14 protein-coding genes are annotated in these 12,223 nt (G+C 61.8%); 6 read left to right on the forward strand and 8 right to left on the reverse strand.

What is annotated here, in order from left to right:
• The first annotated feature begins 19 nt into the window (after nucleotides 1–19).
• The 5 genes from AC07UR_RS09295 (at nucleotide 20) to AC07UR_RS09315 (ending at nucleotide 3,950) form a co-directional block, all read left to right on the forward strand.
• A complete protein-coding gene (locus AC07UR_RS09295) occupies nucleotides 20–253 on the forward strand; it encodes a BolA/IbaG family iron-sulfur metabolism protein (protein WP_053247510.1) in 234 nt (77 codons plus the stop codon).
• Nucleotides 254–260: 7 nt separating this feature from the next.
• Nucleotides 261–503, forward strand: coding sequence for a hypothetical protein (locus tag AC07UR_RS09300; RefSeq protein WP_173420062.1), 243 nt, complete (start codon nucleotides 261–263; stop codon nucleotides 501–503).
• A gap of 134 nt (nucleotides 504–637) precedes the next feature.
• On the forward strand, nucleotides 638–976 hold the full coding sequence (grxD, locus tag AC07UR_RS09305; protein WP_173420063.1) for a Grx4 family monothiol glutaredoxin: 339 nt from the start codon (nucleotides 638–640) through the stop codon (nucleotides 974–976).
• 391 nt (nucleotides 977–1,367) lie between these two features.
• Nucleotides 1,368–2,603, forward strand: a complete 1,236-nt coding sequence (locus tag AC07UR_RS09310) for a multidrug effflux MFS transporter (RefSeq protein ID WP_173420064.1) — start codon at nucleotides 1,368–1,370, stop codon at nucleotides 2,601–2,603.
• Between the two features lie 54 nt (nucleotides 2,604–2,657).
• On the forward strand, nucleotides 2,658–3,950 hold the full coding sequence (locus AC07UR_RS09315) for a multidrug effflux MFS transporter (protein ID WP_209791894.1): 1,293 nt from the start codon (nucleotides 2,658–2,660) through the stop codon (nucleotides 3,948–3,950).
• A gap of 71 nt (nucleotides 3,951–4,021) precedes the next feature.
• Here AC07UR_RS09315 and AC07UR_RS09320 read toward each other — a convergent pair whose 3' ends face one another.
• The 5 genes from AC07UR_RS09320 to AC07UR_RS09340 all read right to left on the reverse strand — a co-directional run bounded on the left by AC07UR_RS09320 (nucleotide 4,022) and on the right by AC07UR_RS09340 (nucleotide 8,318).
• A complete protein-coding gene (locus AC07UR_RS09320; RefSeq protein ID WP_112804919.1) occupies nucleotides 4,022–4,846 on the reverse strand; it encodes an inositol monophosphatase family protein in 825 nt (274 codons plus the stop codon).
• Nucleotides 4,843–5,727 carry a tRNA 2-thiocytidine(32) synthetase TtcA gene (gene ttcA, locus AC07UR_RS09325; protein ID WP_209791895.1) on the reverse strand — a complete coding sequence of 295 codons (885 nt, stop codon included), beginning with the start codon at nucleotides 5,725–5,727 and terminating at the stop codon, nucleotides 4,843–4,845. The genes AC07UR_RS09320 and ttcA overlap by 4 nt, the downstream gene beginning before the upstream one ends.
• Before the next feature lie 112 nt (nucleotides 5,728–5,839).
• On the reverse strand, nucleotides 5,840–6,787 hold the full coding sequence (locus tag AC07UR_RS09330) for a glutaminase (protein WP_209791896.1): 948 nt from the start codon (nucleotides 6,785–6,787) through the stop codon (nucleotides 5,840–5,842).
• Between the two features lie 158 nt (nucleotides 6,788–6,945).
• Nucleotides 6,946–7,563: a 30S ribosomal protein S4 gene (rpsD, locus tag AC07UR_RS09335; protein ID WP_173420068.1), complete on the reverse strand. Its 618-nt coding sequence runs from the start codon at nucleotides 7,561–7,563 to the stop codon at nucleotides 6,946–6,948.
• A 227-nt stretch (nucleotides 7,564–7,790) separates the two neighbouring features.
• Nucleotides 7,791–8,318: a MarR family winged helix-turn-helix transcriptional regulator gene (locus AC07UR_RS09340; RefSeq protein ID WP_209791897.1), complete on the reverse strand. Its 528-nt coding sequence runs from the start codon at nucleotides 8,316–8,318 to the stop codon at nucleotides 7,791–7,793.
• Nucleotides 8,319–8,430: 112 nt separating this feature from the next.
• Here AC07UR_RS09340 and AC07UR_RS09345 point away from each other — a divergent pair, with 112 nt between their 5' ends.
• A complete protein-coding gene (locus AC07UR_RS09345) occupies nucleotides 8,431–8,766 on the forward strand; it encodes a cupin domain-containing protein (RefSeq protein WP_173420070.1) in 336 nt (111 codons plus the stop codon).
• An 86-nt stretch (nucleotides 8,767–8,852) separates the two neighbouring features.
• On the opposite strand, the gene AC07UR_RS09350 is transcribed toward AC07UR_RS09345, so the two are convergent.
• The 3 genes from AC07UR_RS09350 to AC07UR_RS09360 form a co-directional block, all read right to left on the reverse strand.
• The gene (locus AC07UR_RS09350; protein WP_209791898.1) at nucleotides 8,853–10,367 is read right to left on the reverse strand and encodes a helicase HerA domain-containing protein; all 1,515 of its coding nucleotides are present in this window, start codon (nucleotides 10,365–10,367) and stop codon (nucleotides 8,853–8,855) included.
• A 218-nt stretch (nucleotides 10,368–10,585) separates the two neighbouring features.
• Nucleotides 10,586–11,383, reverse strand: a complete 798-nt coding sequence (murI, locus tag AC07UR_RS09355) for a glutamate racemase (RefSeq protein ID WP_209791899.1) — start codon at nucleotides 11,381–11,383, stop codon at nucleotides 10,586–10,588.
• Nucleotides 11,370–12,215, reverse strand: coding sequence for an RNA methyltransferase (locus AC07UR_RS09360; RefSeq protein WP_173420073.1), 846 nt, complete (start codon nucleotides 12,213–12,215; stop codon nucleotides 11,370–11,372). The genes murI and AC07UR_RS09360 overlap by 14 nt, the downstream gene beginning before the upstream one ends.
• Nucleotides 12,216–12,223 lie beyond the last annotated feature (8 nt).

A 12,223-nucleotide genomic window follows, 5' to 3' on the forward strand; every position in this document is an offset into this window, starting at 1 on the left:
TAAAGGGAGTAGGCGTATCATGCCCATGGCACCAGGCGACATCGAAGACATGATCAAGGCAGGAATTCCCGGCGCCAAGGTCACGATCCGCGATCTGGCCGGTGACGGCGACCACTATGCCGCCGAAGTCGTGGCCGAAGCGTTTCGCGGCAAGACCCGCGTGCAGCAGCACCAGATGGTCTATAACGCGCTGAAGGGCAACATGGGCGGTGTTCTGCACGCGCTCGCCCTTCAGACCAGCGCGCCGGAGTAAGCTTGAGATGGCCGATCTGATCAAGGAACTGGTCAGTGGCGTCGTCGACAGCGCGCTGAAGGAAATCCTGAAGAAGACCGGCGTCAAGCGGACCGCGACGAAACGGACCAAGCGCCGGACGCGCAAGGCTGCGTCGGGCGGCATTCTCGGCGATATCCTGGAAGCAGCGATCGGCAAGCCGGCCAAGAAGCAGGTGAGCCGGCGGCGAACCGCCAGCGCACGCAGCAAGACACGCAGACGCTCGGCCTGATGAGTTGTATTAAAACCACATCTTGAGGCCCATCAATATTTGTTGCACTTGGGTGGTGAAAATCACCGATATGCATGCTATCTAAGGCCAAACGGATATCCGGTCCTTGAAACCGGCGCAGGAAGGATGAAAAGATGAGCGGAATTCACGAATTCATCGCGAACGAAGTCAAGACCAACGATGTGGTGCTCTTCATGAAGGGCACGCCGCAGTTCCCCCAGTGTGGCTTCTCCGGTCAGGTGGTCCAGATTCTCGACTACATCGGCGTCGACTACAAGGGCATCAATGTCCTTGCCGACGCGGATCTGCGCCAGGGCATCAAGGATTACTCGAGCTGGCCGACCATCCCGCAGCTTTATGTGAAGGGTGAATTCCTCGGCGGTTGCGACATTGTCCGCGAAATGTTCCAGGCTGGCGAACTCCAGTCGCACCTGCAGGAACAGGGAATTTCGGTCAAGGGTGCTGCCGCCTAAGTCAGGCCGCCAACTCCGATCTTGTCGGAAAAGGCGGGCGACCGCCTTTTTTGATTCCGGAAATAGATCCGGATCATCTAATTTTCGTTGTTCTTTTCTAGGTGGAACGCACTCTCGTTCTGTCATGAAGCGGTCGCGATAACTCGGCATAAGCAGCTTGAAAGGGCGTTTGCCCGCCCCACGCTCCGGCTTGGCCCGGCTGCCGTCGTCGAAAGTCCCTTTCGCTTCACATCGGATGCCGCTTGCACCGCTTTGCCGGACCAGGCCCGTCCCCTCAAACGACACTCGACATGCCGACCGGCATTTTGCCAGCCGACGTCGCCTCTTTCCGGAACAAACTCCGGTCTTGACCTATTTCGGTTGCGCCCGGCGCGCCGCAAGGATTTTGCCTATGACGAGCACGACAGACGAAGCGGCCGCTCCCGGCCTCAGCAAATTTCAGTTCATCGCGCTGATGGCGATGTTGATGGCCGTCAATGCGATCTCGATCGACATCATGCTACCGGGCCTGCAGCAGATCGGCGCCAGCCTCGGCGTGACCGACGAAAACCATCGGCAGTATGTCATCACCGCCTATCTCATCGGCATGGGCGTGGCACAGCTGTTCTTCGGCCCGTTGTCGGATCGCTTCGGCCGCAAGGCACCGCTGCTTGCCGGCCTCGGCATCTATGGTCTCTGCGCGGTCGCAATCGCCATCGTGCCGACCTTCAGCGCCCTGCTTGCTCTTCGCTTCGTCCAGGGCATCGGCGCAGCTGCCACCCGCGTCATCACCGTGTCGATCGTTCGCGACGTCTATGGTGGTCGGCGCATGGCCGAGGTGATGTCGCTGATCATGATGGTGTTCATGATCGTGCCGGTCGTCGCACCGAGCATCGGGCAGCTGATCATGATCTTTGCCGAGTGGCACATGATCTTCGTCGTCATCGCGGTCTTTGCCTTTACGATGGCAACGCTCGTCGTGTTCCGGCTTCAGGAGACGCTGAACCCGGATCATCGCCGCGCGTTCACGCCTTCGGTTATCCTCAGCGGCTTCAAGATCGTTCTGACCAACCGGTTGTCGCTTTTCTATACGCTGGCGACATCGGTCATCCTTGGTGCTCTCTTCGGCTTCATCAACTCGGCGCAGCAGATCTTTGTCGGGGTCTATGGGCTTGGATTGTGGTTTCCGGTCGTATTTGCGGCATTTGCCGGCATGATGGCGGTGGCGTCCTTCACCAACTCGCAGCTCGTGCGGCGTTTCGGCATGCGGGCGCTGTCGCACTCCGCTCTGCTCGGATTCATGTTCGCCAGCTTCCTCTGGATGGCGGCGTCGCTCTACGGGCCGGTGCCCTTCCCGCTCTTCGTGGTCCTCTATGGTGCTGCGATGTTCCAATTCGGGTTGATCGCGTCGAACTTCAACGCGATGGCGATGGAGCCGCTCGGCCATGTCGCCGGCACGGCCTCCTCGGTGCTTGGCTTTACGCAGACCATTGGCGGCGGCGTCATCGGCGCCTTCATCGGGCAGGCCTTCGACGGAACGACGACACCGCTGGCGACCGGCTATTTCACCGTCGCGGCGATCGCTGTCGTCTTCGTTCTGATCGCCGAACGCGGAAAGCTGTTCAAGGCACACAATCCGGCGGGCTGATTTGAGCCCGCCAGCAGTTACTCCTCCCAGATCCGCTCTTTACGGGTACGCACAATGACCACGATCACCACTCAATCAGACCATGTCGACGGGGTTTCAGGCGCCGCGCGCCTGAACATGGGCCTCCTCGAATTCATCATCACCATCGCCGTCATGACAGCGAGCGTGGCGATCGCCATCGACAGCATGCTGCCGGCATTGCCCAGCATCGGCCAGTCGTTGAACGTCGCCAACTCCAACGACACCCAGCTCGTCATCGGCGTCTTCTTCCTCGGCTTTGGCCTGTCGCAGATCTTCTTCGGCAGCCTTTCCGATACGTTCGGAAGGCGCACCGTGTTGCTCGGCGGCCTTGCTTTCTTCACCGTGTCGATGTTTGCAGCCGCCCTCACCCAGAGCTTCGAAATGCTGCTCGTCCTGCGCTTCGTCCAGGGTATCGGGGCAGCTGCCGTGCGGATCACCACCATGGCGATCGTGCGCGACTGCTTCGGCGGCCGCGAGATGGCGCGGGTGATGTCCTACGTCATGATCGTCTTCATGGTCGTTCCGATCGTCGCGCCGTCGATCGGCCAATTGGTCATCCTCTATGCCAACTGGCACTGGATCTTCATCCTGATCGGCATCATCGGCGCGATCCTGTTTGTCTGGGCGCTTGCCCGCATGAAGGAGTCGCTGCCGAAGGAAGAGCGCCTGCCGCTGTCCGTCAAGTCGGTCGCATCCGGCTTCAAGACGGTGCTGACCAACCGCATCACCTGCGGTTACATGATCGGCATGACCATGTTCACCGCCGTCATCTGCGCTTACATCGTCACCGTCCAGCAGATCTTCGGCGAGGTCTATGGCCTCGGTGAATGGCTCCCGATCGCTTTTGCCGGCACCGCCGGCGGCATCGCCGTTGCCAACTTCGCCAACGGCTTCTTCGTGCGCAGCTTCGGCATGCGCCGCATCTCGCATGTGTCGATGATCCTGTTCACGCTGATTTCGGTCATCGGCTTTGCCATGGCGCTATCGGGCACGCCGGCCTTCGTCGTCAGCTACCTGATGTTCTCGGTGCTGTTGATGTTCTTCGCTGTCATCGCCACCAACTTCACCGCGATCAGCCTGGAGCCGATGGGTCACCTTGCCGGAACCGCGACCGCGATCACCGGCTTCGTTTCGACGACGGGCGGCGCCCTTATCGGCGGTCTCGTCGGCCAGCTGTTCAACGGCACGCTGCAGCCGCTGCTCGGCGGTTTTGCGCTCTTCGGCATCGTGACGATCCTCGCCACCCTTTGGGCCGAGAAGGGCAAGCTCTTCACCCATCCGGGCGACAAGGACGTCTCGCTCGACCATGGCGGCGGCCATATGTGATCGCGACGCTACCAAGAAAAAAGCCCGCCCGGAGCGATCCGGGCGGGCTTTTTGTTGGCAGGCCAGTGGCCTCAAACGGTGAAAACTTCGCGGCGCAGCGTTTCCCAGCTGTCCTTGTCGGTGGCGAGCAGCAGGCCGCCATTGAGGTGGGCGGGCAGATAGGGCGAGCCGTCGAAGCGCGCGGCATAGGCGCCCGCTTCCTGCGCGATCAGCGTACCGGCCAGATGATCCCAGGGCATCAGCTTCTGGTACATCAGGAAGTGGATGTGGCCGCCGGCAAGGATGCGGTATTCGTGTGCAGCACACCGGTAGCTCGTAGCAATTCGCACCTTCGCCATGTTGGCCATGACTTCGCGCCGGGCCTCTTGCTTGTAGAAGCCCGTCGAGGCGCCGCCGACCATGGCCTCGAGCGGAACGCCTGCCGTCACCGCCATGCGCTCCTGCGAACCGTCGGGGCGGCACATCCAGGCACCCGAGCCCTTCTCGGCAATCACCCAGTCGTTCCCCAACGGATCATAGATGATGCCGGCAACCGTCTCGCCCTTGGAAACGACGCTCGCCATGACGCCGAAGAGCGGCAGGCCGGCTGCGAAGTTGAAGGTGCCGTCGATCGGGTCGACGACGACGGCGAGATCGGCATCGGCCAGCTTGTCGAGCAGGGCCGGATCGGCGGCGACCGATTCTTCGCCGATGAACACCGCACCCGGAGCGATCTCGTCCATGCGTGCCTTGATCAGGCGCTCGGCCGCCTCGTCACCTTCGGTGACGAGATCGATCGCTTCCGACTTCATCCGCACATCGCCCGCGCCGAGATTGCGAAACCGCGGCAGGATTTCTTTGACCGCGGCCTCCTGCAAGAGATTGGCAAGGGCGGCGATGTCGACGGAATGGCTCATTCTTTGGGCTCCGGTGTGAGGGACTGGAAGTCGAATAGCTTGGGGTCGAGCAGATGCGACGGGTTCACATGGCCAAGTGCGCGCAGCATCGTATCCTTGCGGCCGGGCATGCGTCGCTCGAGATCGGCGAGCATCGCCTTCATCGCGTTGCGCTCCAGCCCGTCCTGCGATCCGCAGAGGTCGCAAGGAATGATCGGGAACTCCATGGCTACCGCGAACTTCGCCAGGTCGTCCTCGGCGGCATAGGCGAGCGGCCGCAGCAGCATCAGGTCGCCTTCATCGTTCAACAGCTTTGCCGGCATCGAGGCGAGCCTGCCGCCGTGGAAGAAGTTCATGAAGAAGGTTTCGAGAATGTCTTCCCGGTGATGGCCGAGGACCAGCGCATCGCAGCCCTCTTCGCGCGCGATCCGGTAGAGATTGCCGCGGCGCAGCCGCGAACAGAGCGAGCAGTAGGTGGCACCCGTCGGCACCTTTTCCTTCACGATCGAATAGGTGTCGCGATATTCGATCCGGTGCTTGACGCCGATCGAGGCCAGATATTCAGGCAGGATGTGCTTCGGAAAGTTCGGCTGGCCCTGGTCGAGATTGCAGGCGACGAGCTCGACCGGAAGCAGCCCGCGCCATTGCAGGTCCATCAGCAGCGCCAGCAGACTGTAGCTGTCCTTGCCGCCGGAGATCCCGACCAGCCAGCGCTTGGCGCCTTTCAGCATGCCGAAATCGTCCATCGCCTGTCGCGTCTGCCGCAACAGCCGCTTGCGCAGCTTGTTGAACGAGACCGACGACGGCATGCGTTCGAAGATCGGGTGAAGGCCCGTTTCGATCTCGCCGTCTTCAACGGCATTGTCGATGGCGTCAGGCGAAAGGGCTGGCGAATGATCCATGGCAACGGTCCTGGAATGGCGGGCGCAGAGAAAAATGCGCGCGGCGCGTCATGGCCAGCACTTGCCCCGTTCCCACTGCAAGATCAAGGGAAAACGGCCTTTTGGGCTGAAATCAGGAACCGAACACCGACCAGCCAGTGCGCGCGGCCAACATCTCGAGCGCTAGCGATCCAAGCAGCGAATTGCCGTTCTCGTTCAGGCCCGGCGACCAGACAGCCACCGACGCCTTGCCGGGCGCGACGGCGAGAATGCCGCCGCCGACGCCGCTCTTGCCGGGCAGACCGACCCGGTAGGCGAAATCGCCCGAACCGTCATAGTGGCCGCAGGTCAGCATCAGCGCGTTGATGCGCCGGGCGCGCTGGCGCGACACGACCGAATGCCCGGACAAGGGATTGGTGCCGCCGGCCGCCAGGAACAGACCGGCCTTGGCGAGCTGGCTGCAGGTCATCGATAGCGCGCAGTGATGGAAATAGACGCCGAGCACATGCTCGACCGGGTGATCGAGCCGCCCGAAGGAGCGCATGAAGTTTGCAAGAGCGAAATTGCGGAAGCCCGTTGCCGTTTCGGAGCGGGCGACCTCATGATCGATGACGATGGCGTCGTCGTCGGCGAGGTAGCGGACGAACTGCACGATCTCGCCGATCAGTTCGCGCGGCGTGTGGCCAGCAAGGATCAGGTCGCTGATGGTGATGGCGCCGGCATTGATGAAGGGATTGCGTGGCTTGCCACCTTCCTGCTCGAGCTGGACGATCGAGTTGAAGGCCGAGCCTGAAGGTTCGCGACCGACGCGATGCCAGATGTTTTCGCCGTGTTTGCCGAGCGCCAGTGTCAGCGTGAACACCTTGGAGACACTCTGGATGGAGAACGGCACCTCGGCGTCGCCGACCCGGTGCACCTGCCCATCCGTTGTGACGATCGCCATGCCGAAGTGCTCGGGATTAACGCGCGCGAGCTGCGGGATGTAGTCCGCGACCTTGCCCTCGCCGAGCCGTGGTGTCAGCTCGCGGTGGATATCCTCGATGATCGCCTGCAGATCCTGCGGCGTCTTCTGCTCCGGCATGCGATTTCCCCTTCCGCCGCGCACGTCAGCGCTTTGTCCGTGACAAGGGCGATGCGCGACAGATCAAAACGCTACGATATCTGAAGAGATCTGAAGAGACAAAAAAACCGCCCGTTTCCGGGCGGTTTTCGAAACGTTCACAAGGCCAAGGCCCCGGATTAACGCGAGTAGAATTCGACGACGAGGTGCGGTTCCATGACGACGGCGTAAGGCACGTCGGAGAGAACCGGAACGCGGACGAAGGTTGCTACCATCTTGTTGTGGTCGACTTCGATGTAGTCAGGAACGTCACGCTCAGCGAGCTGAACCGATTCGAGAACGGTCACGAGCTGCTTGGACTTTTCCTTGACTTCGATGACATCGCCCGGCTTGCAACGGTAGGAACCGATGTTGACGCGAACGCCGTTAACCTTGACGTGGCCATGGTTGACGAACTGGCGTGCAGCGAAAACAGTCGGAACGAACTTTGCGCGGTAGACGATCGCGTCGAGGCGCGATTCGAGCAGGCCGATCAGGTTCTCCGGGGTGTCACCCTTGCGGCGGTCAGCTTCGGCGAAGATCGCACGGAACTGCTTTTCGCGGATGTCGCCGTAGTAGCCCTTCAGCTTCTGCTTGGCGCGCAGCTGCACACCGAAGTCCGAAAGCTTGGACTTGCGGCGCTGGCCGTGCTGGCCCGGGCCGTATTCGCGGCGGTTAACCGGCGACTTCGGACGGCCCCAGATGTTTTCGCCCATACGGCGGTCAATTTTGTACTTGGACGATTCGCGCTTGCTCATCGCATTTCCTTTCAGTCTGTTACACCGGTCTGTTGCCAAACCGGATCAAGGAAACACGCCCTCCTCTGAACCCATTTTGAGAGTTCTGACAGGATTCTCACGATCACGATGCCGGAGAAACCACGGGACATGTCAAATGAAACACCGGACATTTCTGCCCGGCGTTGGGGCGGCTTTAGGGCTTCCGATCGGCATTGTCAAACAAAATCGCCGTATTAGGGGCCATTTCAGGCGGGGTCGCCGGCCTGCTGGCTTTCCAGCGAAACAAGCAGCTTCTTCAGAAGCGCTGCCAGTGCGACACGTTCCTCTGGCCCAAGACCTCCGAGATAGCGCGCCTCGCTCGCCATGTCAGCCCGAAATGCGGCTTCTGCGAGCGCTACGCCCTTCTCCGTCAACCCAACCACGCTGCTGCGTCCATCCGATGCCGAACGCTCGCGCAGGATCAGCCCTGCCTTCTGCAACCGATCAAGCCGATGTGTCAGTCCGCCCGACGAAATCATCAGCAATGTATAGAGGTCGGTCGGCGTCTGGCGATACGGAGGGCCGGAGCGCCTGAGCGTCGAGATCACGTCGAATTCGCCGCGGTCGAGACCGAAGGAGGCAAAGGTCTCCTCGATCGACGGACGCACCAGATTCGAAAGCCGGTAGGCGCGCCCGAGAATGGTCATTGGCTCCGTATCGAGGTCCGGCAATTCGCGATCCCATTGCGCCCGCAACCGGTCGACGTGGTCCCTCTTCACTTGCTCATCCTGCATCGTCTACTCCGCGGCCTCCAGCAATATATCTTGACGAGAAGATATTTTGGCATAATATCTTCTCATCAAGATAACTCATTCGAACCAGCAAACCAACCCGATGGAGATCAGCATGTTTCATGTCATTCCGCGCGCAGAGCAGAAGCAGAGCCCTAACCGGACGATCCTGTTCGAGGGCGGACAATACGGCACGCCGGTTTCACTCTTCCTGATGAATGCGGAGCCTGGCCAAGGTCCGGCGCTTCACCTCCACCCCTATCCGGAGACTTGGCTCATTCACTCCGGCGAGGCGGAGTTCACGGTCGGCGAAGAGACGCTTATCGGCAAGGCCGGCGACATCATCGTCGTCGATCCCGGCACGCCGCACCGTTTCGTCAACAGCGGCGACACCCGGCTGGAGATGACCTGCATCCATGCCTCCGACCGTGTGATTCAGGAATGGCTTTGACGCCACGCACGCGACAGGCGGCGGCGTGCATCGCGGCCGTCTCGTCATTAAGCAACCGGAACTGAAGCCTCGAACGGAGGTCGCGCCTATTCAGCTGCAGCCGCGGACGGATCCATGGCATCCGGCCCGTTCGCGTCGCCCGGAGCGGTTTCGCAGCCAAGGTCGGGAAAGGCCACGATTCGCTTGCCGGTGAAATCGGCATGGACGACGATCAGCCCATTCTCCTCGAAATAGCCGAGCAGCCGCCGGGCGCGACGGGCGGAATGGGTGCCGTAGGCCCGTGCGATCATCGCGTCCGACGGGCATGCAAGGCCGCGCACGGCGGCCTGCGCCATCATCAGGAAAACGCCCTGCAGGTCCTCGGTGACGCGATCAGCTAGCCGGAGAGCAGATGCCCAGGCGTCCGTGGCTGCGGTCGCCGCATCGACGCCCGAGCGGGCGATTGCCATCTTGCGCCGGAAGGCGCTCAGCGACAGGGCTGCACCTGGCACGCGCCGGATTCGGCAGCGCACGAGAAAGTCCTGGAACAGCTCGGCATCAGGCCGGAATGCGGCATCGGGATTGGCAAGAATTTCGGCAAGCAGGCTGTCGAGCAGCGCGCCACGCTCTTCCGACGACATTTCCGGCTGAGCAGGTTTCACCTCGATCGGCGCCATAGGCTCCGGACGCGGACGCGACAGTTCGGCGAGAATATCTGTGGCCGGGCGCGGCGGTGGCGCGGCACGACGCACAAGCGGCCGGGTCAGTTCGTCGGCGTCGGGCGTAAAGATCAGGTCTTCCACATCCTGCGGCGCTTCCGGCAATGGCATCAGCTTGGGGCTCGTCGAGCGTGCCGAGGTCTCGACGGCGCCGATGGTCACTTTCAGCGGACGACGCGACAGCGCCGGGCCGAGGGCGACGAAGGAGCCGCGCTTCAGATCGCGGAACATTTCCGCGGTCCGGCGATCCATGCCGAGCAGATCGGCAGCACGCAGCATGTCGATATCGAGGAAGGTCCGGCCCATCAGGAAGTTGGACGCTTCTGCCGCAACGTTCTTGGCAAGCTTTGCCAGGCGCTGGGTGGCGATGACGCCGGCAAGCCCACGCTTACGTCCACGACACATGAGATTGGTCATGGCGCCGAGCGAAATCTTGCGGACTTCTTCGGTGACATCGCCGGCAACCGACGGCGCAAACATCTGCGCTTCGTCGACGACCACGAGCACGGGGTACCAGTATTCCCGGTCCGCATCGAACATGGCGTTGAGGAACACGCCGGCGCTGCGCATCTGCTGGTCGATATCGAGCCCTTCGAGCGACAGCACGCAGGAAACACGATGCTGGCGAATACGGGTGGCAATGCCGATCAACTCGGCGTCGGTGCGCTCGCCCTCGACCACCACATGGCCGAACTTGTCGGCAAGCGTGACGAAATCGCCCTCGGGGTCGATGATGCATTGCTGCACCCACGGGGCGGATTGCTCAAGCAGACGACGCAAAAGGTGCGACTTGCCGGAGCCGGAGTTGCCCTGCACCAAAAGACGGGTCGCCAGAAGCTCCTCGATATCGAGAGAAGCCGAAGTCCCTTCGGACGTCGCTCCCATGTCGATGCCGACTTTCATCTGTACCTCATCCTGCCTTTAGGGCGTTCGTCGTTTGGGCAGAGCAGCAGATGCGCTCTACCTCTGTTTTACGCATTTCCTGACGGAAAACCGCTTCGCATTTTCCTGGACATGCTCTGGCTGATGTCGGGCGCGCGCCCGCAAGCCCTGAGGTCTAGCACCCTTCCCCGCAGTTTTCCCGGTTCAAAGCGCGAAACCCACAGATAAGAAGACTTCGTTTACCGCACTGTCAGTCCGAAGCCCTGCATCAGCCGGCGGGTCGAAAAATCCGGCTTTCCTGAGGTGAAGATTGCCGGGTCCTCGCCGTTCAACGGTGCGAAGCCATTGGGCAGTGGCACCAGCGAGCGTGCGCGCCGCGCAATCGCCTCGGCCGGATCCAGCCAGTCGACCGGCCATGGCGCGAGCTTGCGGAACAGGTTGGCCATGAACGGATAATGCGTGCAGGCGAGTACGACGATATCGGTCTTGCGGCCGTCCATCTCGATGAAGCACGGCGCGATTTCGGCCAGCACCTCGGCGTCGTCGAGCTTCTCGCCACGAATATAGGCCTCTGCCATCCTGGCGAGGTTTTCCGAGCCGACCAGGCGGACATGACATTGGCTGGCGAAGGACTGGATCAGGTCGCGCGTATAGGCGCGCTTGACCGTGCCCGGCGTCGCCAGAACGGAAACGAGTCCGGAGCGCGTCCGCTCGGCCGCCGGCTTGATCGCCGGCACGGTGCCAACGAAGGTCATCTGAGGAAAAGCGGCGCGCAGATCGGCGCCGACCAGCGTGAAGGCAGTGTTGCAGGCAATGACGCAGATTTCGGGGTCGTGCTCGGTCAAAAGGTGACCGAAGAGCGCGATGACATGTGCCCGCAGCGCCTCCTCCTCCCAGCCCCCATAGGGGAAGCCGGCATCGTCGGCGATATAGATGAAATGCCGCTCCGGCATCAGCACCCGCGCCTCGCGCAGGACCGTCAGTCCTCCGATGCCGCTGTCGAAGACGAGGATGGGTTTCAGGTCAGTCGCTGTCACCGCTGTCTGATGCCTTCTTGTTTGCCTCCGCCCTGCTGCTATCGGCAGGAGCGCCGGAACCCCGGGGATGTTCGCGCGAAAACCGGTCGAGCGACGAGATCACGCCGCGCAGCACCCGGATTTCCGTTTCGGTAAAGGATGGTCTGGTCAGAACGGTTCGCAGATTTTCCACCAATTTCGGCTTTTTGTCGGCGGAGCGGAAATAGTTGCGCGCTTCGAGCGCATCTTCCAGATGATCAAACAGCCCCTGCAGATCGTCCTTCTTCGCCGGACGCTGCTCCAGCGCCTGGAAGGACGTCTGGTCTTCGCTTTCCATGCCGGTTTTCAGCCACTCATAGGACATGAGCAGCACGGCCTGGGCAAGGTTGAGTGAGGCAAAGGCCGGGTTCACGGGAAAAGTGACGATCTCGTCGGCAAGCGCCACCTCCTCGTTGGTGAGGCCTGTGCGCTCGCGACCGAAGATGATGCCGGTCGCCTCGCCGGCGGTGAAGCGTTGCCTCAGCGTACGCGCCGCCACGATCGGCGAGCGCACCGGCTTGTAGCCGTAGCGGTCACGCGCCGTCGTCGCATAGACGAAGTTGAGGTCGGCGATCGCCTCTTCCAGCGTGTCATAGAGCTTGGCGCCCTCGATGACGTGGTCTGCGCGGCTGGCGGCAGATTGCGCCTTTTCGTTCGGCCAGCCGTCGCGCGGGTTGACGAGGCGCAATTCCGACAGGCCGAAATTGGCCATGGCGCGGGCAACCATGCCGATGTTCTCGCCGAGCTGCGGATAGGCGAGAATGATCGCCGGCCCTTCGGTCAGGAGTTCTCGTTCGCTGTTCGTGCCTGCCATGTCTTTCG

The organism is Ensifer sp. GW821-FHT05G01 (assembly GCF_059419585.1).